The sequence below is a fragment of the Streptomyces sp. V3I7 genome, from assembly GCF_030817495.1.
In the GTDB taxonomy this organism is placed as follows: Bacteria; Actinomycetota; Actinomycetes; order Streptomycetales; family Streptomycetaceae; genus Streptomyces.
The window spans coordinates 615,548-640,067 of sequence record NZ_JAUSZK010000001.1; the positions used below are offsets into that span (position 1 = coordinate 615,548).

Genomic DNA, 24,520 nt, shown 5'->3' on the forward strand with positions numbered 1-24,520 from the left:
CACAGGAGAAACACACCCATGACTAACCCGGCCGAAAGGCTCGTCGACCTGCTCGACCTGGAGCAGATCGAGGTCAACATCTTCCGCGGCCTGAGCCCGCACGAGTCCCTCCAGCGGGTCTTCGGCGGCCAGGTGGCTGGCCAGGCGCTCGTCGCCGCCGGACGCACCACGGAGGGCGACCGCCCGGTGCACTCGCTGCACGCGTACTTCCTGCGCCCCGGGCGACCGGGCGTGCCGATCGTGTACCAGGTGGAACGAGTCCGCGACGGGCGGTCGTTCACCACGCGCCGGGTCACCGCCGTGCAGCAGGGCCGCACGATCTTCAATCTGACCGCCTCCTTTCACAAGCCTGAGGAAGGACCGTTCGAGCACCAGCTGCCGCCGGGCCGAGAGCTGCCGGACCCCGAGTCGCTGCCGCCGGTCGCGGAGGAGATCCGCAAGCACCTGGGCGCCCTGCCGGAGCAGTTGGAGCGGATGGCCCGTCGCCAGCCCTTCGACATCCGTTATGTGGACCGGCTGCGGTGGACCCCCGAGGAGATCGACGGCGCCGAGCCGCGCAGCGCGGTGTGGATGCGCGCGGTCGGTCCGCTGGGAGACGACCCGCTGGTGCACACCTGCGCGCTCACGTACGCCAGCGACATGACCCTTCTCGACGCGGTCCGTATCCCGGTCGAGCCCCTGTGGGGCACGCGCCACTTCGATCTGGCCTCCCTGGACCACGCGATGTGGTTCCACCGGCCGTTCCGCGCGGACGAGTGGTTCCTCTACGACCAGGAGTCCCCGATCGCGATCGGCGGCCGTGGTCTGGCCCGGGGCCGCATCTACAACCGCGAAGGTCAACTGCTCGTGTCCGTGGTGCAGGAGGGCCTGTTCCGCGAACTGGGCTGACCCGCCCGGAGTTCGGGGTCCCCCCGCCCGGCCTTCACCGAGCTACGGGCCGGGGGCTTCTGCGACGCAGCCAGCCCCGGAGTCGATGGGGTGGCCGTCCTGGTTTTCCAGGCGTTGATGCTCGGTGTCGGGTAGCCGTGGTGTCGCATGGCACCACGGTGACGTCACGCACGGGCTCGGGCGGCTGCGGCACTAGCGCGTCCGGGACTTGCCGCGGCGTCGGTCGCGGGGCGGAACGGTCCCCGCGTGCCTCGTCCAGCGCTAGCGCGAGGTCGTGGCGCAGCCACTCGATCTCGTCGGCGTCGTCCGCCCTCATGATTCTCTCGGCGAGCAGTACGGAGGGCGATCCGGGCGCGCCGTGCGAAGGGGGTCCCGGCCGGAACCGGTTCAAGTGGGCGCGCTCGTAAGGATCCTTGACGACGTCTGCGACATGAACGGGGTCCAGAAAGGCAGCCACGGCGCCGGCGCGCTCCCAGGGATCCGTGGCCTGCCGGAGCAGGAACCCGAGCCGGCGTCCGCGCCAATTGCGGGCGCGCAGGTCGAGGCCCGTCCGCAGCTGGTCGCGCAGCGTCTCAGGTGTACGGCCGGTCAGCAGGCGGGAGTTCTTCTCGTCGCTCGAGAACTGCCGTAGTTCCTCGGCGAGATAGAGCCAGACCACCGCTCGATACCGGTTGAGGTAGAAGGTCACCGGCGTCACCAGCCCCAGCCGCGCGAGGCGGGTGAACCTGCCGACCGGTACGCCCATGAGCTTGGCGCCTTCAGTGGCGCCGACAGCCCTGACGCTCTCCTTGAGTGCTTGGCAAGGGCCACCCTCTCCCTCTTCCGCGCGCAGCCGGTCGATCTCCGCGTGCTCGACCCGGCGACCGCCACCTCCCTCGTCGAACACCGTCCGAATGCGTCCGAGGTGCACGGCGAGGTCGAACTCGCGCCGCTTGAGACCCAGTTCGCGTGCGGCGCGGCTCAGCGTGCAGGTGAGGCGGGGCGTTTGCGTGATGGTGTCGCCGGACATGGTCGTACTCCCCCGTGCAGTCGATGCTCACGCTCTGTGCGTTCGCTGTGACACACACCGTAGCCGCTGGAAAGAATTGCGGTTCGGGGCTGTGGATAACTCCACGGGGCGGGTCGAAGACGCAGGTCAGAGCTCCGCGGCCGGGGTGCGCTCAGGCTGTCTCGCGTCCACGTCGAGGTGCTCGCCGACCCGGTTGACGAGCAGCGTCATCTCGTAGGCGATCTGACCGATGTCGGCCTCCGCGCCGCTGAAGACGCACAGGCAACTGCCGCCGCCCGCCGCGGTGACGAAGAGCACGGCATCGTCGTACTCGATCATCGTCTGGCGCACTCCGCCCGTGCCGAAGTGGCGTCCGGAGCCCTTGGCCAGACTGTGCAGTCCGGAGGCTACGGCGGCGAGATGCTCCGCGTCCTCACGGCGAAGGCCCGTGCTCGATCCCCTCACCAGCCCGTCGTTCGACAGGACCAGCGCGTGCCGTACGTGCGGCACACGCTCGGTCAGGTCGTCGAGCAGCCAGCCCAGTCCCTGGTTCTGCGCCATGTTCCGTCTCCCCGTGCGGTGTCTCCCCCTGACCGGAGGACTCTCCGCCAGCCTTCCCCACGGCCGCCGTCCCGGCAAGGAGGATGGAGACATGGCAGAGAAGATGACCGACGAGGAATGGCGGGCGTTCGTCTCGCAGGGCACCCGCACCGGAAAACTGGCGACCGTTCGGGCCGATGGCAGTCCCCACGTGGCACCTGTCTGGTTCCTGCTGGTCGGGGACGAGGTGGTCTTCAACACGGGCAAGGACACCGTCAAGGGACGGAATCTGGCCCGTGACGGGCGGGTTGCCCTGTGCGTGGACGACGACCGGCCGCCGTTCCATTTCGTGGTGATGAACGGCCGCGCCCGGCTGTCGGAGGACCTCGACGAGGTCCGCCACTGGGCCACCCGGATCGCGGCCCGGTACATGGGCGAGGACCGGGCCGAGGAGTTCGGTGCGCGCAACGGCGTTCCGGGTGAACTGCTGGTCCGTGTTCCCATCGACAAGGTGGTGGCACTGAAAGACCTGGCGGACTGAGACCGCCTCCGCCGGTCAGCTCACGGAGTCGAGCAGCCGGGCGGTGTGCATCCGCCCGGCGTACTCGACCAGCTGGATCAGGACCTCCTTCCCCGAGTTCCGCTCGCGGGCGTCGCAGAGGACCACGGGCGTTCCCTGGTCGAGGTCGAGCGCGCGGGACACGTCCTGGGCGTCGTAGGAGCGGGCGCCGGCGAAGCAGTTGACGGCCACGACGAACGGGATGCGGCGGTGCTCGAAGTAGTCGACCGCGGGGAAGCAGTCCTGCAGTCGCCGGGTGTCGGCGAGGACCACGGCGCCGAGGGCCCCTTGCGACAGTTCGTCCCACAGGAACCAGAAGCGGTCCTGGCCCGGGGTGCCGAAGAGGTACAGCGAGAGGCCGGAGCGGATGGTGATGCGGCCGAAGTCCATGGCGACGGTCGTGGTGACCTTCTGGTCGACGCCGTCGGTGTCGTCCACCAACTGACCCACCTCGCTCAGGAGTTCCTCCGTCCTGAGCGGCTTGATCTCGCTGACGGCCCCCACCAGGGTGGTCTTGCCCACGCCGAAGCCGCCGGCGACCAGAATCTTCAACGCCAGGGCGGACGTGTCGCCGGTGGCTTCGGAATGCTCAGAGACCATGATCACTTCTCTCGGAAGGGCATCGTCGTGCCCGATCGGTTCTGATTCCTCATCTACAGTGCCCGCAGCCCCTCGATGACTTCGCGCAGAATCCGTTCGTCGGGCAGATGTGCTGGCGGCACCGGGCGGCTGACCGTCACCCAGCCCAGTTCCAGGAGGTCGCCGAGCAGCACCCGCACCACTCCCACGGGGAGGTCGGTGCCGGCGGCGAGTTCGGCCACGGACTGTGTCTCCGTGCGGCACCGGTCGATGATCGACCTGTGCTCGGGGCCCAGCGCGGTGTCGTCGTCGACGGCGGAGATGCCGGGGTCGAGCGTGACGAGTGCGATCAGGTCGAAACGCACCCCGGTGGAGCCTGGTTCGGTACGGCCGCCGGTCATGGCGTAGGGGCGGACCAGGGGCCCGGCCTCACCGTCGTACCACTGGCTGCCCTGTTCCCAGGGCGCGCCCGTCGTGTCCTTGGTCATCGGTGCCGATCGCCCTCCCGGCTCAACCGGCGGCGGGCGGCTGCGCACTCACGCGCGGGGCCGTCCGGAGGTGCTCGCCGACGCGCTTGACGAGACGGGCCATTTCATACGCGACGAGCCCGATGTCGGCGGTGACGGCCGTGAGGACCGCGAGGCACGAACCGTCCCCGGCCGCGGCCACGAAGAGGAAGGCGTCGTCCATCTCCACCATGGTCTGGCGGACGCCACCCGCTCCGAAGTGCCGGCCCGCGCCCTTGGCCAGGCTGTTGAAGCCGGAGGCCACGGCGGCTAGATGCTCCGCGTCCTCCCGTTCGAGACCGGTCGAGGCGCCTACGGCGAGGCCGTCGTTGGAGAGCACCACGACGTGCCGTACTTCGCCCACGTGCATCACCAGGTCGTCCAGCAGCCAGTCGAGTTCGCCGGACCGCTGCGCGCCTCTCGTGCTCGAGTCGTGGATCATGCGGGGTCTCCTTCGCTGCTGTGTCGTCCCGCTTCGCGGCCGGGGGCGGCTCCGCGACCGGGTTGCCTGCCGCCGCCGCGCACCCAGCCGGCGCGGTAGGCGGCCATGCGGTCCCGTACGAGTTCGGGGGTGCGCTGGCCGTCTTCCTGGGAGTCGTGTTGCCGGGCGGGCTCCTCGGGCCGCTGCTCGCGCAGTTGCGGGGCGATGTGCGACTGCCGTACCCGGCGTGGGAGATCGTCGTTGCCCTCGGAGCCGTGCGGTGGACGGTTCGGCCGCAGGGCGGTGACTCCCGGAGGCGGGGTTTCGGTGCGGGGCTCCGGTGGTGTCTCGGCCGTGGCCACCAGGGCGGGACGGTCGGCCGACACGGAAACCACCTCCTGGGGTGGAACGCCGGGCACGCGCGCGTAGGCGCGTTCGTCCGCTGGCCCCGCCTCCGCCGCAGGGCGGGCGCGGAGCTCCGCCGTGCCTCTGTGCAGCAGGGCACTGGGCACCAGGACGACGGCGGTGGTGCCTCCGTAGGGCGAGGTCCGCAGGTGCACCTTGATGCTGTGGCGCGCCGCGAGCCTGCTGACCACGAAGAGGCCGAGGCGGTCGCTGTCGAACAGGTCGAGTGCCTCGGACTGCTCGATTCGCCGGTTGGCCTCCGCGAGGGTCTCCGCGCCCATGCCGAGCCCCCTGTCCTCTACTTCGAGGACGTATCCGTTGCCGACGGGCTCGCCCGTGACGCGCACGCGCGTGTGGGGCGGCGAGAACTGGGCGGCGTTCTCCACGATCTCGGCGAGCAGATGGGTGAGGTCGGCGACGGCGGCGCCGACAATGGACGCCTCGGGAAGCTGACGTACCTCCACGCGCGCGTAGTCCTCGACTTCGGAGACGGCCGCGCGGACGACGTTCGTCAGGGACACCGGCATGCGCCAGGCCCGGCCGGGCGCCGCTCCCGAGAGGATGATGAGACTCTCGGCGTGGCGTCGCATGCGGGTGGTGAGGTGGTCGAGCCGGAAGAGGTCGCTCAGTTCACCCGGATCGTCGGAGCGGCGCTCCATGCTGTCCAGCAGGCTCAGTTGGCGGTGGACCAGGACCTGGCTGCGCCGCGCGAGGTTGACGAACACGCCCGAGATGCCGCTGGCGAGTTCGGCGCGCTCCACGGCGGCGCGCAGGGCGGCGCGGTGCACGGTGCTGAGGGCCTCGGCGACCTGTCCGGTCTCGTCCTCCGCGGGCGGTCCCGAAGGCGCCTCCACCCGGATGTCGATCTCCTGCCCCGCTCGCAGCCGGCTCATGGCCTCGGGAAGTTTGCGCCGCGCGATCTCCAGGGCGCCGTTGCGGAGGCTGACCAGTTCCACGACGAGGGTGCGTCCGATGCGCACGGAGATGACGAGCGAGGCGGTGACGGCGGCCAGTCCGAGGAGGACCGCAGCGCCGGCCGGGGTGAGCAGACCACGTGTGAACGGGTCGGACCGGCCCGCCACGGCGTTGCCCGTCTGCGTCTCGACGTCCCGCATTGCGTCCTGCACGCGCGCGTGGGTCGTGGTCCAGCCCGCCTCGGGAACCGCATTGAGCGCGCCGCCGGCACCCGGGGTACCCGCGAGGGCCCTGCCCTCAAGCGTGCCGAGCGTGTTGTAAGTGGGGCCGTCCGCGAAGTCTCGCCAGGTCGCGCGCGGGGTTGCGGGCAGATCCTGAGCGGCTGCGTCGGTGAGCGTGCGACGCGTGCCGACGGCTCCGGCGAACAGCTTCAGACGCCGTCCTTCGAGTCCTCCGGACAGACGGGCGCTCGCCAGAAGGGCGCCCTCCTGTGCCAGTGCCTCCCGCGCGCGGGAGAACTCGAGCAGCACGCGCGCGTCGGCGCCGAGATCGTCGGCCTGAATGCCGGTGAGGGCGCCGTCGACGCCGAAGGCCGCCGCGATGATCTTGGTGTACTGCCCGTACGTCGCGTTCCAGTCGGCCCTGTTGTCGAGCACGGCCTTCCGCAGCGTGCGCAGGTGCTCGGCTCCGTTGACGAAGGTCTGCATGCGCTCGGCGACACCGCGCGGGAGTTCTTCGCTGTCCGCCACGGTGTTGTCGCCGCCGAGCCGCAGTCTGGCCACGGCACGGTCCGTGTGTGCGGCGAGCTCCCTGAGGTCGCCGCTCCGTGCGACGGCGGGGTGGGTCGCGTAGGCCACGGCGGCCGTGCGCTCGGCCTGGAGCGCATCGGCGGCGGCGACGAGGGGCTCCCGCAGTTGGGCGTCGACGCGCTGCGCCTGACGGAGGCGGGAGACGTCCTGGGCGGTGCTGACGGTGGCGTACGCCCAGAGGACGAGCAGGGAGACGACAGGCACCATCAGCAGGCAGACGACCTTGGCCCGTACGGTCCGGGGGCGTATCCGCCACCGTCCCGCGCGCGCGGGCATGTTGTCCGCCACCGCGCCGAGCGATTCGTCGGGCGCTTCGTCAGCCGGCGGTCCGGCGTGTGCGCGACGGCCGCGCACGGGCGGCGGGGTGGAGGCGGAGGTCGTCTCCACCCCGCCGTTGGGGGTCCTACGGGGTGTGCGCATGGCTCCTCGCTCGGTGTGGTTCGGTGCGCGCTCTGCCGGACCCACTAGCGGGTGGCGGCTCTCTCGACCGGCAGCTGGGCCGAGGCGGACGCTTGGCGTTCGCCCGCCGTGGGCGAGAGCGCGACGAAGGCCGAGGTGAGGAACAGATAGGACCCGAGACCGACGGCGAGGGGGAAGATGAACTGCATCGCCGTGGCCCCGGGTAGGACGGAGCCGGAAGGGGAGACCCGTACGCTGACGGCGAACATCCCCGTGTAGTGCATGCTGCTGACGGCTGCCCCCATGACGAGGGAGGCGAGCGTGACCGCGAGCGGCGACTTGATGTTCAGCGCCGCCCACAGAGCGGCGGTCGCCGCGGCCACTGCGATCACGACGGAGAGCCCGACGAGCAGCGGGTCGTAGCTCACGTCCCCGTGCAGCCGTACCGCCGCCATGCCCAGGTAGTGCATGCTCGCGACGCCCAGTCCCGTGGTGAGACCGCCGAGGAGGAGGGCCCGGGTGCGGTCACGGCCGTAGCCGACGGCGAACACGCCGGTGCAGACGACGACCATGGCGACGAGGAGGCTGAGGATGGTCAGCGGTACGTCGTAGCGGATGTCGGTACCGGTGACGCTGAAGCCGAGCATGGCCACGAAGTGCATGGTCCAGATGCCGGTGCCGATCGCGGAGGCCGCGGTGACGAGCCAGTTCCGGCGCGATCGGCCGGTGGTGCCGAGCGCGCGGACGGTGCAGCGCAGTCCCAGCGCGGCGCCGATGCAGGCCATGGCGTACGACAGCACGGGGGTGAGCCAGCCGAAGGTGGCGTGGTGCAGGTGTCCCATGGCCAGGGGACGCTAGCGGGGGCACGGTCGCACAAGAGGGGCGTATTTCGAAAGGTGTTGGGATATGACGCAGCCGTGCGCCGGAACGATCGCGTCCCGCTCGAACATGTGCGCCGCAGCGTCCTTCTTTCCAGTGAGGGATCATGTGGAACATGAGCGACAACCACACACATGTCCAGGAGTTCTTCGGCGCGCGGGCGGCCGACTGGGACAGCAGGTTCCCCGACGACGGCCCCGCCTACGCGGCGGCCATCGCCGACATGGGGCTGCGCCCGGGTGATCGTGTGCTGGACGCGGGCTGCGGCACGGGGCGCGCGCTGCCGCCCCTGCGGGCGGCGGTGGGCCCATCGGGCACGGTCGTGGGCGTCGACCTGACCCCGGAGATGCTCCAGGCCGCCGTGAACGCCGGACGGGACCGCGACGGGCAGCTCCTGCTCGGCGACGTGGCCACTTTGCCGGTGCGGTCGGAGTCCCTCGACGCCGTCTTCGGAGCGGGGCTCGTCTCGCATCTGCACGACCCCGCCGAGAATCTGCGGGAGTTGGCGCGGGTGGTGCGGGCGGGCGGCACGCTGGCGCTGTTCCACCCGATCGGTCGCGCGGCCCTGGCCGCCAGGCACGGGAGGCAGCTCACCCCGGACGACCTGCGCGCGGAGGCGAACCTCCGTCCGCTGCTCGCCGGTTCCGGGTGGCGCATGACGTCGTATGTCGACGAGGACGACCGCTTCCTCGTCCTGGCGGTCCGGGAGGGCTGAGAGCGGCCTCGCCCCGCGAACCGGCCTCCTCTCAGAGCCGGCCCGCGACCGCCGCCGCGAAGGCGTCGGGATTGTCGAACATGATGTTGTGGCCGGCGCGGGGCACGGTCACGACATGTACGCCGGCGGCTTCCAGTCGATCTCTGCCGCACAGTTCACCGCTGAGCTCGCCCTGGAGATACACGCGGTCGATCGTCAGCGCTTCCAGGATCGTGCGCATGACGGGGTCCGAGCCCCGCACCAGCCCGACCGCGGTCCGGTGCAGCGCACGCGGATCTGCAAGCCGCATCGTGGCCGCCCACAGGGGGCCGACCTTGTCCAGCACGCGCGCGTACCCGCCTGCGAGGAACTCGTCCTCCTCATAGGCGGTGATTCCGCTGCTTCCGGCGGTCGGCGGCGGGAAGGCGTCGAGGTTGGCCTCCGTGAGGACCAGCCGGGAGACGAGATCGGGCCGCCGGTGGGCGAGCACGATGGCGACCGCGCCACCCATGCTGTGCGCGATCAGCTCGGCGCCGGTGAGCCCCGCCGTGTCCAGAGCGGCCGCAAGGGCGTCGGCGTTGTCCTCAAGCGTGTAGCCGAAGTCCTCCGGCCGGTCGCTGATGCCGTGCCCTGGCAGATCGACGAACAGGCTGCGCCGGCCCGTGAGTCCAGGCCGAGCTGCGATGTGCGCGTGGTACACGGACGACACCGACCCCAGTCCGTGTACGTACACGCGCGCGGGTTCTTCCCCCGGCAGCTCCGTCCAGCGGATGCAGTTCCCCTTGCCGTCGAACTCGGCCTGCTTCATGACGCCCTCCCCAGTGACGTGGGTGCTTCGGTCAGCACACCGAGACAATACATCGGCGCCGAGGTACCAGTAAGTCGAAGTATCAATGTCTCGATGTACAACGACCATGAGAGAAGATGAGGGCATGCTGGAGCTCGCCATCCTCGGATTCCTGTACGACGCCCCGTTGCACGGCTACGTCCTGCGCAAGCACATCGCCGCGCTGACCGGGCACGTCCGACCCGTCGCCGAGAGCACGCTCTACCCCGCGATCAAACGCCTGGAGAAGGCCGGCCTGCTGGCGCGGACCACCGAGCCGGGCGCGGTGGCCGCGCCGCGCCACGTGCTCACCCTCACCGAGAAGGGAAAGCACGAACTCCGCCGACGACTCGCCGAACCGTCGCAGCGCGACATCACCGACGAGAACCGCTGGTTCACGCTGCTCGCCTTCCTCAGGCACCTCGAGGATCCCGCGGCCGAGGCGACGGTGCTGCGACGCCGACTCGCCTTTCTGGAAGAGCCGGCGAGCTTCTTCTACGACGGCGACCGGCCGCTGAGCGCCGAGGAGCTGGACGACCCGTTCCGCCGCGGGATCCTGACCATCGCGCGCGCCACGAGCCGAGCCGAACTGACTTGGCTGCGCGAGACGATCGCCTCGCTCGACGACACCGACCGCTGACGCTTCACCGCGGCGCCCCTCTTCTGTCGCCGAGGCTCCAACTCTACGTTGAGTAGCGACAGATGAACGATCGAGGACGACGCCATGCAGGGGAAGGCGGTTCACATGTTCACCAGAATCCGCACCTACGTCGCCAGATTCCGTGACCCCTCACGCGCGGAGGCGGCTCCTGACCGGCAGAAGCGCGCACACAACTTGTTCGAGGCCGCGGCCGCCTACGTCGCGGCCTGCGCGGAGGACGACCAGGACCGGATCGACGAGGCCGCGGCCTGGGTCCCCCCGGAGGCACTGTCGTTCGGGGTGAACGAGCTGGCCTGCCGGGCCGTCATCGCTCTGGCGCGGGAACGCGACGAATCGCCGCGCGTGGTGGCCCGTGACCTCCTCGGGCTTCCGGTTGCCTGAGCCGTCGGCGGTCCGATCCGGCCGTTTCGCCCCTGCCAGGGTGGATAACTGCAGGTCCGGGTGTGGCGGCGTGTGGTGACAAGCGCGTTCCGTTCGCACTAGGGTGCGCGCCGTTGAACGAACGACTGGGGAGGCTGAGATGGGCGAGACGGATGAGGAGGCCGTCGCCACGGCGGACGATGCGCTCTACGTGCTCACGGCGGTACTGCTGACGCCGGCGCAGTTCCCGAGCGTGCTGGGCGACGACTATCCAGAAGCCTGTTCCGCGCTCGGCCTCGTGCCGCTCGCCGACGGATACGGCCTGGTACTCGGGCAGGACGGCAGCGGTGCGCGCTGGACCGTCGTCATCGACGACGTCTCGCTCGTCGCCGTCGCGATCGCGTCCTGGGACTGCGGCATGGAGTACGAGCTGTCGCCGCCCGAGCGCAGCGTGGTGGCCGCGCTGCCGGGCTGGCCGCTCGCGGTCGCCGTCGCCGCTCCGGGCGTGCCCGCGCCGCACGATCCAGAGCCCGAGGTCGCCGACGGCCCGCTGCTGTGCCCGCCGGACACCAGCACGTGGGGCCCGCCCCAGCGACGCCTGGGCGCCGACGAGATCGCCCTCCAGTGGGCGGTCTGGCGGGAGCAGATCGACGACGCCGACTTCCCGGTGCAGGACGGCGACAAGGAGCCTGACGCGGACGTGGCGCCGGATGGCGAGCAGGAACCCCCCAAGGGGCACCCCGGGATCCGCCGCGTCCTGGCCGAGGCGCGCGCGTACGTCGACGCACCCCCGCCCCTGGGACGGGTGCGCTCGTCGTTCGCCCCGGGTGACGCCCGCACCCTGCGTGCCGACGGTCCCGGCTGGTCGATGGTGGCCCGCACCGACGACATCGCGTTCGTACTGCTCGATGAGGAGCCGGGCGAGGTCCTGCCGGTAGGCCGCGGCCCGGAACTGCCCGCTCTCCTTGAGGCGCTCGACAAGATGGCGGTTCGGCCTAGCTGAGCTGCGGTGGTCTGGGCGGCCTGCCCTGGGTTCGCCACCGGAGGCTGCAGATCGCCCTGTGCGGCGGCCTCGGCGCGGCTCATGAGCAGGCCTTGAGCTCCGGCTCTCGCTCCGCCGTGCGGCGGGCTGGACCCGTGCGCGCAACGCACAGTTCTCGTCGCCACCCCCGGGGCCGCCGTCAGGCCCGAGAACGCTGACGCAGCGGCCCCTGCACCCTGAGCGGACGAGTACAGGCGGACGCCCCAGGGCGCAGCACCTCAGCGACCGAGCTCCTTGCGCGTCACACGGCGCAGCCTGCGCCGCTGCGAGGGGTCCAGGGCCAGGTATGCGGCCGCGGGTACGCCCAGCACGATCAGAACCGCCACCCACCAGGGCAGCCATATGAGCAGGATGAGCCCCACGGCCACACCCCCTGCGGCGATCTTCGCGTTCTTCGACATGAGCGTCGCCTCCTTCGCGGCCACTGCCAGTCTCTGCTCTGAGAACGGGCCCGCGCTCCCGACGGTTCCGCACTACGACCCTGAGACGTCCCTGATGCTCGCCCCTGACTCGACCCTGCGTGACGCCTGCCTGGACGCCCCTCTGCGGGCAGATACCTGGTCCAGCAGACACCTGGTCCAGCCGAGAGTCGACACCTGGGCCAGCAATTCGAACACCTGGTGAAGTAGCTCGGTCACAGACTAAGCCGATTCCGGCCCGCGAGCGGGCGCCGGCTCCTCCAGACGGGCGCCGCCCCTCCCTCTCCCCCCACCGCCCGACAAATGATCGACGTCATGCGTTCACCCGAGGGCCACATCACCTTCCCCCAGGAGCCCAAGTCTGGCCGCTGTCACCGCGCTTGTCCCGTACCTGCCTCAAGGAGGCTCGATGATCTCCCCGCACGCCGCCGGTCGGCGCCACGTTCACCGTCTCGTCGCGACGGGTCTGCCCGTGGCCCTCATGGCCGCCCTCGCGACGGCCGGCCCGGCAACCGCGTCGTCGTCGGCAGACGCGCGCGTCGTGCACACGGCGACGTTGGGAGACCTCCCGCTCGGCACGTTCAGCAACGGCCTGCTGCCGGGCAGCGTCGACAACGACCGCGGCGTGGACCTGGGCGGCATCGGCAGCGACATCTACCCGGCGGCCCGCAAGGGCGAGTACTGGACAGTGACCGACCGCGGACCCAACGGTCAGATCAAGGTGGACGGCCAGAAGCGCCGCACGTTCCCGGTGCCCGGCTTCGACCCGGCGATCGTGAAGATCCAGGTGTCCGGGGACGCCGTCAAGGTGATCGACGCGATTCCGCTCACCACCTCGTCGGGCCAGGCCGTCACCGGGCTGCCCGACCAGAAGGGCCGCGACGAGGCGCCGTACACCTACGACGCCGGGACCTCGCTGCCGTACGACCCGAACGGTGTGGACACCGAGGGCATCGTGCGGGCCGCGGACGGGACGTTCTGGCTCGTGGACGAGTACGGGCCGTCGCTGATTCACGTCTCCGCGCGCGGGGAGGTCCTCACCCGCTACGTGCCCAAGGGGCTGCACCTGACCGGTGCCGAGTACCCGGTGGTGGAGGCGCTGCCCTCCGTCCTGCTGCACCGCAAGATCAACCGCGGGTTCGAGGGGCTGGCCCAACTGCCCGACGGCAACCTGGTGATGGCCCTGCAGAGCCCACTCTCCCTGCCGGACGCGGACGCCGGGGACACCTCGCGCACGACCCGTCTGCTGCGGTTCTCGCCGCGGAAGAAGGCGGTCACCGCGGAGTACGCCTACCGGTTCGACCCGGTGAACGTGGTCGATCCGAGCGAGGACGACACGGCCGAGCTCAAGGTCTCGTCCGTGGTGGCCGTCGGCCGCGACCGGCTGCTGGTCGAGGAACGCACCGACAAGACGGCGCGAATCCAGCTGGTGAAGCTTGAGCGCCGAGCAGACATCCTCGGCGGGCCCTGGGACGACGACACCACGTCGCCGTCCCCGGAGCAGTTGGACGACCCGGCGGCCGCGGGCGTCCCGGTCCTGGCGAAGCGACTCGTCGTCGACCTGGGCAAGGTGAGCGGCGTACCGGGGAAGATCGAGGGCATCGCGCGCGTGGACCGCGACACGCTCGCGCTGATCAACGACAACGACTTCGGGATGACGGACGGTGCCGGCGCCTTCGACGCGCAGGGCCGCCTCGTCGACAGCGGCATCGAGACGACCGTGACGTACGTACGACTGCCGAAGGCGATCTGACAGCGGTCGGCGTCCGGCGCCCTCGCCGCACGGCCTCCGCTCGACGCGATCCCACGCGCGCGTGAAGCCCAGCCGATCCCGGGCCGACGCCACGCGCGCGTGGGTGCGCAGTGAGGCCCCTGCCTCACGGGCACGCACTCAGCCGTGCGCCGCGAGCAGATGGTCCATGGCGAGCTGGTCGAGCCGTTCGAAGGCCATCCCGCGCGCGGCGGCCGCCTCCACGTCGAAGTCCTCGAAGGCCGTACGGTCGGCGAGCAGCGCCTCGAGGCCGTCCGCCGCTGTCGGCCGGGCCAGGTCGTCGAGGCGTGAGGCCCGCAGCGCCTCCCGGACCTCCGGGTCCGCGCGGAAGGCGGCCGAACGCTCCTTGAGGATGAGGTAGTTGCGCATGCAGCCGGCGGCCGACGCCCACACACCGTCGAGGTCCTCGGTCCGCGGCGGCTTGAAGTCGAAGTGGCGGGGGCCGTCGTAGCCGGCGCGCTCCAGGAGGTCGACGAGCCAGAAGGCGGCGCGCAGATCACCGGCACCGAAGCGCAGGTCCTGGTCGTACTTGATACCGGACTGACCGTTGAGATCGATGTGGAAGAGCTTGCCCGCCCACAAGGCCTGCGCGATGCCGTGCGGGAAGTTCAGACCTGCCATCTGCTCATGGCCGACCTCGGGGTTGACGCCGTACAACTCGGGCCGCTCCAGGCGCTCGATGAACGCCAATGCATGACCGACTGTCGGCAGCAGGATGTCGCCACGGGGCTCGTTCGGCTTGGGCTCGATGGCGAAGCGCAGGTCATGGCCCTGAGAGGAAACGTACTCGCCGAGGAGGTCGAAGGCCTCCTTCATCCGGTCGAGGGCCGCGCGCACGTCCTTGGCAGCGCCGGACTCGGCACCCTCCCGGCCGCCCCACGCGACATACGTCTTCGCCCCGAGTTCGACGGCCAGGTCGATGTTGCGGATGGTCTTGCGCAGCGCGTAGCGGCGCACATCGCGGTCGTTGGCGGTGAACGCGCCGTCCTTGAAGACGGGGTGGGTGAAGAGGTTGGTGGTGGCCATCGGCACGGTCATGCCGGTGGCGTCCAGCGCCTGGCGGAAGCGCTTGATGTGCGATTCGCGCTCGGTCTCCGAGGCACCGAAGGGGATCAGGTCGTCGTCGTGGAACGTCACTCCGTGGGCGCCGAGTTCCGACAGCCGCCGTACCGTCTCAACAGGGTCGAGGGCGCGGCGGGTGGCGTCGCCGAACGGGTCCCTGCCCTGCCAGCCGACGGTCCACAGGCCGAAGGTGAACTTGTCCTCGGGGGTGGGCTGGTAGCTCATGCCGCGGCTCCTCGCTCGCTCGGGACTTCCACTACGACTACGACTGCGGCCATTTCGTCATGGCGATTTACAAATTAGTCTGCCGTCGCACCTCTGGGAAGGGACAAGATGTCCTCGACAGGGGTCGTCCGGGTTCCTTCGCCCGGGCACACCGAAGACACCAGGTCAGATCCCGCGAGCCGCGGAAGAGGGAGTGCCCGATGTCAGCAGCCGAGGGTCCGCTCGTCGTCGGCGTGGACACATCCACCCAGTCCACCAAGGTTCTTGTCGTCGACGCGGCCACCGGGCAGGTGGTGGCCAGCGGCCGGGCGCCGCACACCGTCTCTTCAGGAGCGGGCCGGGAGAGCGATCCGCGCCAGTGGTGGGACGCCCTGTGCGAGGCGCTGCACCAGTGCGGCGAGGCGGCCCACGAGGCTGCCGCCGTGTCGATCGGCGGCCAGCAGCACGGCCTGGTCACCCTGGACGCCGATGGCGAACCGGTACGCCCGGCACTGCTGTGGAACGACGTTCGCTCGGCGCCGCAGGCCCGCCGTCTCGTCCAGGAGCTGGGCGGCCCCAAGGCCTGGGCGGAGCGCACCGGCAGCGTCCCCGGCGCATCCTTCACCGTCGCCAAGTGGGCGTGGCTGGCCGAACACGAGCCGCACGCGGCCCGCGCCACGAAGGCGGTACGCCTCCCCCACGACTACCTCACCGAGCGTCTCACCGGTCAGGGAACGACCGACCGCGGCGACGTCTCCGGCACCGGCTGGTGGGCCTCCGGAACCGAGACGTACGACGAGGAGACTCTCGCCCATGTGGGCCTCGACCCGGCGCTGCTGCCTCACGTGGTGCGGCCGGGCGAAGTGGCCGGCACCGTCCGCGACAGCCACGACCTGCCGTTCTCCAAGGGCACCCTGGTAGCACCCGGCACCGGTGACAACGCCGCGGCCGCGCTCGGCCTCGGGCTGCGTCCAGGCACCCCGGTGCTGAGCCTTGGAACCTCGGGCACGGTGTACGCCGTGTCCCGGAACCGCCCCACCGATCCGACCGGTACGGTCGCGGGCTTCGCCGACGCGCACGGCGACTGGCTGCCGCTGGCATGTACCCTGAACTGCACCCTGGCTGTCGATCGCGTCGCCGCCCTGCTGAGCCTGGACCGCGAGGCCGTCGACACCGACACTGCCGTCACCCTCCTCCCCTACCTGGACGGCGAACGCACCCCGAACCTGCCGAACGCCTCCGGCATGCTGCACGGCCTGCGCCACGACACGACTCCCGGGCAGATTCTGCAGGCCGCGTACGACGGTGCTGTCCACTCGCTGCTCGGCGCCCTCGACCTGGTGCTCGACGAGGACGCGGACCGCAGCACGCCACTGCTGCTGATCGGCGGCGGGGCGCGCGGGACGGCCTGGCAGCAGACCGTACGCCGGCTTTCGGGTCGGGCGGTCCAGGTACCGAAGGCGAAGGAACTGGTGGCGCTCGGCGCTGCGGCCCAGGCGGCCGGGCTGCTCACCGGCGAGTCCCCGGCGGCGGTAGCCCGCCGTTGGGACACGGCCGCGGGCCCGGTCCTCGACGCGGTGGAACGGGACGAGGCGACGCTGGCGCGGATCACCGGGGTACTCTCCGACGCGGCCACACTGCTGGAACGCGGATCGGAAGCACACTGACCGAAGGAACCGCCGGTCGCCGCGCGAGAGGCGCGCCACAATCTCCGGTGAGCGGTCCGGCCCACGTTCACCGGCGAGGCGTAGAGAGTCCGAGGGCCGACCACAGACCGAGGATTCACGCAGGCATGAGCGCACCACTGCCCGAGGACCACCGGTCCGGATCCGGTCACCCTACGCTGGAGGACGCCAGACGCCGCGGCCAACTGCATCAGGAGCGTCCATCCGGGTCAGGCCAAGCCCCGCCCGACACCCAGCAGGGCATACGCCGCCGCAACCTTGCCCGGGTCATGCATGCCGTCAGCGCCGAGGGCCTGCTCTCACGTGCTGCGATCGCCTCGCGTATCGGCTTGACGCGGGCGGCGGTCTCGACGCTCGTGGACGACCTCATCCGCTGGAAACTTCTGGAGGAACTCGGGCCCGAACGGCCAGGCCGGGTGGGCCGCCCCGGGTCGGCGCTGGCTGTCAGCGGGCGCGGGCCGGCCGGGATCGGGGCGGAGGTCGGCGTCGATCATCTCGCGGTGTGCGCGGTCGATCTGCGCGGTGAGGTACGCGCACGGGCGGTGCGGCGCGTCGCCAACCGGGGCCGCTCCCCCGAGGCGGTGGTCAAGGAGCTCGCCGCGTTGGTACGCCGGGTTGCCGGCGAGGCCGAGCCTGAGGGACTGTGGTCGGCCGGGCTGGCGATCGCCGTCCCCGGTCTGGTGGCTCGCGACGCCCGTACGGTCGTCCGCGCTCCGAACCTCGACTGGCGCGACGCGGACCTCGGCGCCCTGCTGCACGTCGCCGTACCGGTGACCGTGGACAACGAAGCCAACTTCGGCGCCCTCGCCGAGCTCTGGCTCGGGGGTGCGGACGGTCCACGGGACTTCCTGCACGTGTCGGCCGAGATCGGCATCGGCGCCGCCCTCATCGTCGACGGGCAACTGCTGTGCGGAAGCCGCGGGTTCGCGGGCGAGCTCGGGCATGTGCCCGTGCGGCCTGACGGACCCCGGTGCCCTTGCGGTGGGCGCGGTTGTCTGGAGCAGTACGCGGGCGAGGAGGCGGTGTTGCGTGCGGCCGGCCTGGAGCCGGGCGAGGACCGGGTCGGGCTGCTGGCCCACTGCACCGAGACAGGCGACGAGCGTGTACGGCGTGCGCTGTACGACGCCGGCACCGCCCTCGGCATCGCACTGACCGGGGCGGTCAACCTGCTGGATCCTGCGGCCGTTGTCCTGGGCGGCTCGTTGGCGAGGCTCTCTCCTTGGCTTCTGCCCTCGCTCACCCGCGAATTGGGCGACCGAACCGCCGGTCCGGCGTGTCCGGTCTCGGTGTCGCGGCTCGGTCCCGAGGGCCCGTTGCTCGGTGCCGCGCACTCGGTGGTACGGGCTGTGCTCGACGATCCTGCGACGATGGCCGAGCGCGCCTGAACCGACGGAACACATCTCGTCTCGGTGGGTTCCGCTCGAACGGGTGACGCAGTTATCCACAGTTCTGGCCTCGTCCACGGAACCACGCCGCGCTCTTCTGCCCAACCCTCAGGCGCCGTACCGTGATTCGCGTGAGGCACAGCGGCCGGGCCGTCCCGGCGACCGGTTATGCCGGAGTGGACGAGGGGGGTTCACGCATGTCGGAGGATACGAGTGGGAGTCTTCGGCGCGACGCCATCGGGTTGCGCGAGGTCCTGTTCCAGAGCATCACGGCCATGGCACCCGCCGCCGCGGTCGCCGCGTCCATTCCATCGGGTGCCGCCTTCGCGGGCGGCAGTCTGCCGCTCGCCGTGCTGATCGCGCTCGTGGCCTGCCTGTTCACGGCGTCCTGCGTGGCTGAGCTGGCCAGAGAACTCCCGGCGGCCGGCTCGGTCGCCACGTACGCGGCACAGGGGCTGCACCCCGCAGTGGGCTTCCTCGTCGGCTGGGGTTACGTCTTCGTGGAGGCGCTGGTCCCACCGCTGCTCCTCCTTCAACTGGGGTTCACGACGGCGGGCACGCTGCATCAGGAATGGCCGTCGTATCCGGCGGATCTGTGGTGGCCGTGGTCGCTCGCGGGCGCCGCGGTGATAGCCGCCGCCGGCTACCTGGGAGTACGCGCCTCGGCCCGCTTCGGCACGATCCTCGGTGTCTTCGAGGTCCTGGTCTTCCTGGTGTTCGCGGTGTGGCTCATCGGCAAAGCCGGAGGGGACAACACCCTCTCCGTGTTCACCACTTCGCACACGGCCGAAGGACACACGGGCGTCAGCGGGGTCTTCGCGGGATCCGTCTACACGGTGCTGGCGTTCGCCGGGTTCGAAGCGGCTGCTCCGCTCGCCGAGGAGACACGCGATCCGCGCCGGACGATGCACCGAGCGGTGCTGGGCGCGGCCCTCGGCATCGGGGTGTTCTACGTGGTGACGACGTACGCGATGACCGTCTACTTCGGCCCGGACCGATTCGGGACGTTCGGTGCCTCAGGTGACGCGTCCTGGGAGGGAGTCGCACGCGCCTCGTACGGGCTGTTCTGGGTGTTGATCTTCCTGGCAGTGGTCAACTCGACGATCGCCAACGCCAACGCATGCGCCAACGTGTCCACACGAACTGCCTTCGCACTCGCCCGCATCCGCGTCCTCCCCCGCTTCCTCGCGGTGCTCCACCCTCGTCATCGCTCCCCTGTCGTCGGCATAGCGGTGCAGACCGTGGTCGCGGTCGGCGCGGTGCTGGGACTCGGTTTCGGCTACGACCCGGTGACCGCGTTCCTGCTTCTGGCAACGGTGATCGTCACGGTCGTCATCGGCGTCTACATCGTCGTGAACCTCGCCTGCGCGGGTTACTTCCTGCGCCGTGGGCGTGCGGCACTCAAGCCGGTACGGCATGTGATGTTCCCGCTGCTGGGCATCGCGGCGTTCGTCCCCGCCCTGCTGACCGCGGCCGGGCTGCCGGTGTTCGACTTCGTGAGCCGCCTGACCGCGCCTGTGTCGTACGCCGGCCCTGTCGTGGGCGTCTGGATGGCCGTCGGCGTCGTGGCCCTGCTCGTGCTGCTACGGCGTCACCCCGACCGAATAGCCGACACCGCCCGTGTCCACCTTGACGAGCCCTCTTCCCCGGGCCTTCTGGAGAACGGAGCCGTGCAGCGATGAGCGACCCGCGAATCGTCACCATGCGCCCTCGACCGGGTGACTACGCCTGGACGTTCGGGGGAGCACCGCCGGTGGCGCGGATCGCACCCGGGACGGTCCTCGACCTGTACACGGAGGACTGCTTCGCCGGCCGGGTGCGGTCCGAGAAGGACCTGGTGTCCGAGGTGTGCGAGTTCCCGTACCTGAATCCGCAGACCGGGCCCTTCCACATCGAGGGCGCCGAGCCGGGCGACACGGTCGCGGTGCACTTCGTGTCGATCGAACCCGCACGGGACTGGGCGGCCTCGACCACTGTCCCCCTGTTCGGCGCGCTCACCTCGACGCACACCACCGCCACGCTCCAGCCTCCCCTCCCGGAGACGGTGTGGATCTGGCAGCTGGACCGGGCCCGGCGCACCGCGCTGTTCCGGGCGCACTACGGCGACTTCGAGGCCGAGCTGCCTATGGACCCGATGCACGGCACCGTGGGTGTCGCGCCGGCCAACCTGGAAGTGCGCTCAGCTCTGGTGCCCGACGCGCACGGCGGGAACATGGACACCCCCGAGATGCGGGCCGGGGTCACCTGCTACCTCGGGGTGAATGTCGACGGGGCGTTGCTCAGCCTCGGTGACGGACACGCTCGGCAGGGCGAAGGCGAGACGTGCGGGGTGGCCGTCGAGTGCGCGATGAACACCGTGGTGATCGTCGAACTCCTCAAGGGTGTCGCCACTACGTGGCCCCGGCTGGAGTCCGACACCCACATCATCTCGACGGGTTCGGCACGCCCGTTGGAGGACGCCTTCCGGATATCCCAGCTCGACCTGGTGCAGTGGCTGGTGCACGACTACGGGTTCGGTGAGCTGGACGCGTATCAGTTCGCGACTCAGACGGTCGAGTCCCCGCTGGCCAACGTGTGCGACACCAACTACACGTGTGTGGCCAAACTCCGTAAGAAATGGCTGCCACCGAGCGAGCCGTACCGCGCAGCGCACGCGCGACTGCGCGAGACGGCGGCGGCACTACGCCGTGACAGCACTGAATCGACCGCGCTGAATCCCTTGTCCCAACTCCCCCACTCCTGAAGGGCATCCCCATCATGGACCAGGAAAGACCGCTCCCCAGCAGGCGGCTACTCCTGAAGGGCACAGCCCTCGCCGCCGTCCCCTACGCGTTACTCCCCGCAACGCAGGCCGGCGCGCAGGCGCAGACCAGCGACTACCCGCCCGCGGAATGGCAACCGGCGAGCACCTCCAACTACACGGCCTCGACCCGGCCGTCGGCCTATCGCATCGACCGCGTGATCATCCACGTCACGCAGGAGACCTACAACACCACCCTGTCCATCTTCCAGAACCCGGCCAAGCAGGTATCGGCCCACTACGTGGTGCGCTCCGCCGACGGGCACGTCGCGCAGTGCGTACGCGAGGCGGACATCGCCTGGCACGCAGGGGACTGGAGCTACAACACTCGCAGCATCGGCATCGAACACGAGGGCTGGGTGGACCAGCCCGCCTACTTCACCAATGCCCTGTACGAGCAGTCGGCGCGGCTGACGGCGGCGATCTGCAACAAGTACGGCATTCCCAAGGACCGGGAGCACATCCTCGGGCACTACCAAGTGCCGGGTACCGATCACACCGACCCGGGACCGAACTGGGACTGGGTCCGCTACATAAGAATGGTCAACTTCGCGTGATGGCGGCCTGAAGAGCAGTGCGGGGGCCGGACGTTACCCAACGGTGGCTCTGGCGCCAGCCGTTCCACCTCAGCACGGGGGTGTCGGTCGCTCCGATTCCAGCGAGGCCGGTCACAACGGTTGTCCGCGCGGCCACTCCGAGTGACGATGTTCGAGTCCGCATCGCCGTCCGGGGAGGCCGAGTTGTCCGATCCATGGGTGGCCCTGGAGCCGGGAGCCGACCCTGCCGAACGTGTACGGGTGCTGCGCCGGGCGCACGAGACGTTCACCACCGGCGGCACGGTGCCGCGGCCGGTGCGGTCGGTGGTGGCGGAATCGTGGCGGCGTTCCGCGCGGGCCGGCGTGGGGCCGGAGAGCACCGCGAGCGTGGGGCTCATGGGCGGGGACCTCGGTGCGTATCGCGCGGAGCATCCGCTGGCGCGGGTGATGCCGCTGTTCCGTGAGTTGCTGGGCACGTTCGCGGCGGACGGCGAGCATCTGCTCGCCGTGTGCGACGCGAGCGGCACGATGCTGTGGGTCGAGGGTCACCCGGCGACGCGGCGCAAGGCGGACCGGATGAACTTCGTCCCCGGTGCGCGCTGGGCGGAGTCCGCGGTGGGAACGAACGCGCCGGGCACGGCGGTAGCCGTCGACCGACCGGTGCAGGTCTTCGCGGCGGAGCACTTCGTCCGGCAGGTGCAGCCGTGGACGTGCGCGGCCGCGCCGGTGCACGATCCGCACACGGGGCGGGTGCTCGGCGCCGTGGACATCACCGGCGGCGACCGGCTGGCCCATCCGCACAGCCTGGGCTTCGTGCAGGCGGTGGCCCGTGCGGCCGAGTCCCACCTCGCGCTGCTCGCACCGCCCCCTCCCGCCGACGCGACGCCCAGCCTGACCGTACTGGGGCACGACGAGGCCCAACTCCGGCTGGACGGGAGGCGGATCAGACTGAGTCGTCGGCACAGTGAACTCCTGGTGCTGCTCGCCCGGCATCCGGAGGGACTGACCGGCGACGAGCTGCTGTGCGCGCTGTACGAGGACGAGAGGGTGACACCGGTGACCTTGCGCGCCGAGTTGGTCCGGTTGCGCAGGCTGCTCGGACCGGCGCTGCTCGCGTCACGGCCGTACCGGCTGACGGTACCGGTCGAGTCCGATGCCGCCGCGGTCGAGCGGCGTCTGGCGGCGGGAGCGGTCACCGCGGCGGCGGCGGCGTACACGGGCCCGCTACTGCCCGGCTCGCAGGCGCCGGAGGTGGCACGGCTCCGGCGGCGGCTGGCCGACAGCCTGCGAGCGGCGCTGATCACCCGCCGCGATCCCGACCTGCTGGCGGACTGGGCGCACGCGCCCTGGGGAGGGGACGACCTGCCGGTGTGGCGGGCACTGGCGGCGGTCCGGCCGACGGCACCGGTGCGGGCGCGGCTGGCGGAGCTGGAGTGCGAACTGGCGGCGCACCAGGAACGGAGGCCGCGCTGACCGGCGGCGCAACGTAGTCGCAACATTCGCGTTCCTACCCTCCAGGCGAGAGCTGCCCAACGGCGGGCAGCGCATCACCGGGAGGCAGACCAGCATGACCCGTTACGCGGCGCCCGGCACCGAGGGCGCGATCGTCTCCTACCAGCCGCGCTACGACCACTTCATCGGCGGCGAGTACGTGCCGCCGGCGCGCGGGCAGTACTTCGAGAACCCGTCGCCGGTGAACGGGCAGCCGTTCACCGAGATCGCGCGCGGCACCGAGGAGGACGTGGAGCGGGCGCTCGACGCGGCGCACGCGGCCGCTCCCGCCTGGGGCCGTACGTCGGTGGCGGAGCGCTCCGACATCCTGCTCAAGATCGCCGACCGTATGGAGGCCAACCTCGAGCAGCTGGCGGTCGCCGAGAGCTGGGAGAACGGCAAGCCGGTGCGCGAGACACTGGCGGCCGACATCCCGCTCGCCATCGACCACTTCCGCTACTTCGCGGGTGCGATCCGTGCGCAGGAGGGTTCGCTGAGCGAGGTCGACGACGACACGATCGCGTACCACTTCCACGAGCCGCTCGGTGTCGTCGCGCAGATCATCCCGTGGAACTTCCCGATCCTGATGGCCACGTGGAAGCTGGCGCCCGCTCTCGCCGCGGGCAACGCGGTCGTCATCAAGCCGGCCGAGCAGACGCCGGCCTCCATCCACTACTGGATGAGCCTGATCGCGGACCTGCTGCCACCGGGCGTCGTGAACATCGTCAACGGCTTCGGCGTGGAGGCGGGCAAGCCGCTGGCGTCCAGCCCGCGGGTGGCGAAGGTCGCGTTCACCGGCGAGACGACGACGGGGCGGCTGATCATGCAGTACGCCTCCGAGAACATCAAGCCGGTCACACTCGAGCTCGGCGGCAAGTCGCCCAACATCTTCTTCGACGACGTCTGGGCCCACGACGACGACTTCCGGGACAAGGCCCTCGAAGGCTTCACGATGTTCGCGCTCAACCAGGGTGAGGTCTGCACCTGCCCGTCCCGGGCGCTCGTCCAGCGCGGCCACTACGCCGAGTTCATGGAGGCGGTCGTCGCCCGCACCCGCCAGATCAAGCCGGGCCACCCCCTCGACACCGACACGATGATCGGCGCCCAGGCCTCCAACGACCAGCTGGAGAAGATCCTCTCCTACCTGGACATCGGCCGCCAGGAGGGCGCGAAGGTCCTCACGGGCGGCGAACGCATCGAGCACGACGGCGAGTTGAAGGGCGGCTACTACGTCCAGCCGACCATCTTCGAGGGCCACAACCGCATGCGGATCTTCCAGGAGGAGATCTTCGGCCCGGTGGTCTCGGTGACGTCCTTCGACGACTTCGACGACGCCATCAAGATCGCCAACGACACCCTCTACGGCCTCGGTGCCGGCGTCTGGACCCGCGACATCAACACCGCCTACCGCGCGGGCCGTTCCATCCAGGCGGGCCGCGTCTGGACCAACTGCTACCACGCCTACCCGGCCCACGCGGCCTTCGGCGGCTACAAGCAGTCCGGAATCGGTCGCGAGACGCACAAGATGATGCTGGACCACTACCAGCAGACGAAGAACATTCTTTGTTCATACAGCCCTAAGAAACTTGGGTTCTTCTAGAGCCTCAAGTTGAGTGCCTGGAAGGGGCTTTACTCTTCCAGGCACTCACAGGGCGAGCCACTATCCGTGACCGCTCAGCAACTTTCCGGACCCGTT

24 protein-coding genes are annotated in these 24,520 nt (G+C 70.5%); 14 read left to right on the plus strand and 10 right to left on the minus strand.

Going from position 1 to position 24,520, the window contains the following annotated elements:
* Window positions 1-18: 18 nt before the first annotated feature.
* Window positions 19-888: an acyl-CoA thioesterase II gene (locus QFZ74_RS02935; RefSeq protein WP_307619204.1), complete on the plus strand. Its 870-nt coding sequence runs from the start codon at window positions 19-21 to the stop codon at window positions 886-888.
* Window positions 889-922: 34 nt separating this feature from the next.
* Here QFZ74_RS02935 and QFZ74_RS02940 read toward each other — a convergent pair whose 3' ends face one another.
* Together QFZ74_RS02940 and QFZ74_RS02945 are read right to left on the minus strand one after the other, a co-directional pair.
* Window positions 923-1,897, minus strand: a complete 975-nt coding sequence (locus QFZ74_RS02940; RefSeq protein ID WP_307619205.1) for a DUF6397 family protein — start codon at window positions 1,895-1,897, stop codon at window positions 923-925.
* A gap of 126 nt (window positions 1,898-2,023) precedes the next feature.
* Entirely contained in the window at window positions 2,024-2,437 is a 414-nt protein-coding gene (locus tag QFZ74_RS02945; RefSeq protein ID WP_307619206.1) for a roadblock/LC7 domain-containing protein, read from the minus strand.
* A gap of 91 nt (window positions 2,438-2,528) precedes the next feature.
* Between QFZ74_RS02945 and QFZ74_RS02950 the strand changes: the two genes are divergently transcribed.
* Window positions 2,529-2,957 (plus strand): PPOX class F420-dependent oxidoreductase, encoded by a 429-nt coding sequence (locus tag QFZ74_RS02950; RefSeq protein ID WP_307619207.1) that lies wholly within the window; start codon window positions 2,529-2,531, stop codon window positions 2,955-2,957.
* 15 nt (window positions 2,958-2,972) lie between these two features.
* On the opposite strand, the gene QFZ74_RS02955 is transcribed toward QFZ74_RS02950, so the two are convergent.
* From QFZ74_RS02955 to QFZ74_RS02975, 5 genes are read right to left on the minus strand one after another with little or no spacing between them, the layout of a single operon-like run.
* Window positions 2,973-3,575, minus strand: coding sequence for an ATP/GTP-binding protein (locus QFZ74_RS02955; RefSeq protein ID WP_307619208.1), 603 nt, complete (start codon window positions 3,573-3,575; stop codon window positions 2,973-2,975).
* 53 nt (window positions 3,576-3,628) lie between these two features.
* Window positions 3,629-4,042, minus strand: a complete 414-nt coding sequence (locus tag QFZ74_RS02960; protein WP_307619209.1) for a DUF742 domain-containing protein — start codon at window positions 4,040-4,042, stop codon at window positions 3,629-3,631.
* Window positions 4,043-4,064: 22 nt separating this feature from the next.
* Window positions 4,065-4,502, minus strand: a complete 438-nt coding sequence (locus tag QFZ74_RS02965; protein WP_307619210.1) for a roadblock/LC7 domain-containing protein — start codon at window positions 4,500-4,502, stop codon at window positions 4,065-4,067.
* Window positions 4,499-7,030, minus strand: coding sequence for a nitrate- and nitrite sensing domain-containing protein (locus QFZ74_RS02970; protein ID WP_307619211.1), 2,532 nt, complete (start codon window positions 7,028-7,030; stop codon window positions 4,499-4,501). The genes QFZ74_RS02965 and QFZ74_RS02970 overlap by 4 nt, the downstream gene beginning before the upstream one ends.
* A gap of 44 nt (window positions 7,031-7,074) precedes the next feature.
* A complete protein-coding gene (locus QFZ74_RS02975) occupies window positions 7,075-7,851 on the minus strand; it encodes an MHYT domain-containing protein (protein WP_307619212.1) in 777 nt (258 codons plus the stop codon).
* A 152-nt stretch (window positions 7,852-8,003) separates the two neighbouring features.
* On the opposite strand from QFZ74_RS02975, the gene QFZ74_RS02980 reads away from it, so the two are divergent.
* Window positions 8,004-8,603, plus strand: a complete 600-nt coding sequence (locus QFZ74_RS02980) for a class I SAM-dependent methyltransferase (RefSeq protein ID WP_307619213.1) — start codon at window positions 8,004-8,006, stop codon at window positions 8,601-8,603.
* Window positions 8,604-8,634: 31 nt separating this feature from the next.
* Here QFZ74_RS02980 and QFZ74_RS02985 read toward each other — a convergent pair whose 3' ends face one another.
* Window positions 8,635-9,390 (minus strand): alpha/beta fold hydrolase, encoded by a 756-nt coding sequence (locus QFZ74_RS02985; protein ID WP_307619214.1) that lies wholly within the window; start codon window positions 9,388-9,390, stop codon window positions 8,635-8,637.
* Between the two features lie 124 nt (window positions 9,391-9,514).
* Between QFZ74_RS02985 and QFZ74_RS02990 the strand changes: the two genes are divergently transcribed.
* From QFZ74_RS02990 to QFZ74_RS03000, 3 genes are all read left to right on the plus strand, one after another.
* Window positions 9,515-10,048, plus strand: a complete 534-nt coding sequence (locus tag QFZ74_RS02990; protein ID WP_307624029.1) for a PadR family transcriptional regulator — start codon at window positions 9,515-9,517, stop codon at window positions 10,046-10,048.
* A gap of 105 nt (window positions 10,049-10,153) precedes the next feature.
* Entirely contained in the window at window positions 10,154-10,450 is a 297-nt protein-coding gene (locus tag QFZ74_RS02995; RefSeq protein ID WP_307619215.1) for a hypothetical protein, read from the plus strand.
* A 139-nt stretch (window positions 10,451-10,589) separates the two neighbouring features.
* Entirely contained in the window at window positions 10,590-11,432 is an 843-nt protein-coding gene (locus tag QFZ74_RS03000) for a hypothetical protein (protein ID WP_307619216.1), read from the plus strand.
* A gap of 257 nt (window positions 11,433-11,689) precedes the next feature.
* Here QFZ74_RS03000 and QFZ74_RS03005 read toward each other — a convergent pair whose 3' ends face one another.
* On the minus strand, window positions 11,690-11,872 hold the full coding sequence (locus QFZ74_RS03005; protein WP_100567433.1) for a hypothetical protein: 183 nt from the start codon (window positions 11,870-11,872) through the stop codon (window positions 11,690-11,692).
* A 430-nt stretch (window positions 11,873-12,302) separates the two neighbouring features.
* On the opposite strand from QFZ74_RS03005, the gene QFZ74_RS03010 reads away from it, so the two are divergent.
* Entirely contained in the window at window positions 12,303-13,643 is a 1,341-nt protein-coding gene (locus QFZ74_RS03010; protein WP_307624030.1) for an esterase-like activity of phytase family protein, read from the plus strand.
* 138 nt (window positions 13,644-13,781) lie between these two features.
* On the opposite strand, the gene xylA is transcribed toward QFZ74_RS03010, so the two are convergent.
* Window positions 13,782-14,948, minus strand: coding sequence for a xylose isomerase (gene xylA, locus QFZ74_RS03015; RefSeq protein ID WP_307619217.1), 1,167 nt, complete (start codon window positions 14,946-14,948; stop codon window positions 13,782-13,784).
* Between the two features lie 200 nt (window positions 14,949-15,148).
* On the opposite strand from xylA, the gene xylB reads away from it, so the two are divergent.
* The 7 genes from xylB to adh all read left to right on the plus strand — a co-directional run bounded on the left by xylB (window position 15,149) and on the right by adh (window position 24,424).
* Window positions 15,149-16,594: a xylulokinase gene (gene xylB, locus QFZ74_RS03020; protein ID WP_307619218.1), complete on the plus strand. Its 1,446-nt coding sequence runs from the start codon at window positions 15,149-15,151 to the stop codon at window positions 16,592-16,594.
* 287 nt (window positions 16,595-16,881) lie between these two features.
* Window positions 16,882-17,997, plus strand: coding sequence for an ROK family transcriptional regulator (locus QFZ74_RS03025; RefSeq protein WP_307619219.1), 1,116 nt, complete (start codon window positions 16,882-16,884; stop codon window positions 17,995-17,997).
* Between the two features lie 197 nt (window positions 17,998-18,194).
* Complete coding sequence (locus tag QFZ74_RS03030; RefSeq protein WP_307619220.1) at window positions 18,195-19,679, plus strand: APC family permease; 1,485 nt, start codon at window positions 18,195-18,197, stop codon at window positions 19,677-19,679.
* Complete coding sequence (locus QFZ74_RS03035) at window positions 19,676-20,740, plus strand: acetamidase/formamidase family protein (RefSeq protein WP_307619221.1); 1,065 nt, start codon at window positions 19,676-19,678, stop codon at window positions 20,738-20,740. Before QFZ74_RS03030 ends, QFZ74_RS03035 begins: the two co-directional genes overlap by 4 nt.
* A gap of 14 nt (window positions 20,741-20,754) precedes the next feature.
* Window positions 20,755-21,354 (plus strand): N-acetylmuramoyl-L-alanine amidase, encoded by a 600-nt coding sequence (locus QFZ74_RS03040; RefSeq protein ID WP_307619222.1) that lies wholly within the window; start codon window positions 20,755-20,757, stop codon window positions 21,352-21,354.
* A 147-nt stretch (window positions 21,355-21,501) separates the two neighbouring features.
* Window positions 21,502-22,806, plus strand: coding sequence for a GAF domain-containing protein (locus QFZ74_RS03045; protein WP_307619223.1), 1,305 nt, complete (start codon window positions 21,502-21,504; stop codon window positions 22,804-22,806).
* A gap of 94 nt (window positions 22,807-22,900) precedes the next feature.
* Window positions 22,901-24,424: an aldehyde dehydrogenase gene (gene adh / locus QFZ74_RS03050; protein ID WP_307619224.1), complete on the plus strand. Its 1,524-nt coding sequence runs from the start codon at window positions 22,901-22,903 to the stop codon at window positions 24,422-24,424.
* Window positions 24,425-24,520 lie beyond the last annotated feature (96 nt).

Excerpts from the sequence above, each read along its gene's own strand:
- QFZ74_RS02935 (WP_307619204.1), top strand. The coding sequence starts at position 19 with ATGACTAACCCGGCCGAAAGGCTCGTCGACCTGCTCGACCTGGAGCAG.
- QFZ74_RS02940 (WP_307619205.1), bottom strand. The coding sequence starts at position 1,897 with ATGTCCGGCGACACCATCACGCAAACGCCCCGCCTCACCTGCACGCTG.
- QFZ74_RS02945 (WP_307619206.1), bottom strand. The coding sequence starts at position 2,437 with ATGGCGCAGAACCAGGGACTGGGCTGGCTGCTCGACGACCTGACCGAG.
- QFZ74_RS02950 (WP_307619207.1), top strand. The coding sequence starts at position 2,529 with ATGGCAGAGAAGATGACCGACGAGGAATGGCGGGCGTTCGTCTCGCAG.
- QFZ74_RS02955 (WP_307619208.1), bottom strand. The coding sequence starts at position 3,575 with ATGGTCTCTGAGCATTCCGAAGCCACCGGCGACACGTCCGCCCTGGCG.
- QFZ74_RS02960 (WP_307619209.1), bottom strand. The coding sequence starts at position 4,042 with ATGACCAAGGACACGACGGGCGCGCCCTGGGAACAGGGCAGCCAGTGG.
- QFZ74_RS02965 (WP_307619210.1), bottom strand. The coding sequence starts at position 4,502 with ATGATCCACGACTCGAGCACGAGAGGCGCGCAGCGGTCCGGCGAACTC.
- QFZ74_RS02970 (WP_307619211.1), bottom strand. The coding sequence starts at position 7,030 with ATGCGCACACCCCGTAGGACCCCCAACGGCGGGGTGGAGACGACCTCC.
- QFZ74_RS02975 (WP_307619212.1), bottom strand. The coding sequence starts at position 7,851 with ATGGGACACCTGCACCACGCCACCTTCGGCTGGCTCACCCCCGTGCTG.
- QFZ74_RS02980 (WP_307619213.1), top strand. The coding sequence starts at position 8,004 with ATGAGCGACAACCACACACATGTCCAGGAGTTCTTCGGCGCGCGGGCG.
- QFZ74_RS02985 (WP_307619214.1), bottom strand. The coding sequence starts at position 9,390 with ATGAAGCAGGCCGAGTTCGACGGCAAGGGGAACTGCATCCGCTGGACG.
- QFZ74_RS02990 (WP_307624029.1), top strand. The coding sequence starts at position 9,515 with ATGCTGGAGCTCGCCATCCTCGGATTCCTGTACGACGCCCCGTTGCAC.
- QFZ74_RS02995 (WP_307619215.1), top strand. The coding sequence starts at position 10,154 with ATGTTCACCAGAATCCGCACCTACGTCGCCAGATTCCGTGACCCCTCA.
- QFZ74_RS03000 (WP_307619216.1), top strand. The coding sequence starts at position 10,590 with ATGGGCGAGACGGATGAGGAGGCCGTCGCCACGGCGGACGATGCGCTC.
- QFZ74_RS03005 (WP_100567433.1), bottom strand. The coding sequence starts at position 11,872 with ATGTCGAAGAACGCGAAGATCGCCGCAGGGGGTGTGGCCGTGGGGCTC.
- xylA (WP_307619217.1), bottom strand. The coding sequence starts at position 14,948 with ATGAGCTACCAGCCCACCCCCGAGGACAAGTTCACCTTCGGCCTGTGG.
- xylB (WP_307619218.1), top strand. The coding sequence starts at position 15,149 with ATGTCAGCAGCCGAGGGTCCGCTCGTCGTCGGCGTGGACACATCCACC.
- QFZ74_RS03025 (WP_307619219.1), top strand. The coding sequence starts at position 16,882 with ATGCATGCCGTCAGCGCCGAGGGCCTGCTCTCACGTGCTGCGATCGCC.
- QFZ74_RS03030 (WP_307619220.1), top strand. The coding sequence starts at position 18,195 with ATGTCGGAGGATACGAGTGGGAGTCTTCGGCGCGACGCCATCGGGTTG.
- QFZ74_RS03035 (WP_307619221.1), top strand. The coding sequence starts at position 19,676 with ATGAGCGACCCGCGAATCGTCACCATGCGCCCTCGACCGGGTGACTAC.
- QFZ74_RS03040 (WP_307619222.1), top strand. The coding sequence starts at position 20,755 with ATGGACCAGGAAAGACCGCTCCCCAGCAGGCGGCTACTCCTGAAGGGC.
- QFZ74_RS03045 (WP_307619223.1), top strand. The coding sequence starts at position 21,502 with ATGTTCGAGTCCGCATCGCCGTCCGGGGAGGCCGAGTTGTCCGATCCA.
- adh (WP_307619224.1), top strand. The coding sequence starts at position 22,901 with ATGACCCGTTACGCGGCGCCCGGCACCGAGGGCGCGATCGTCTCCTAC.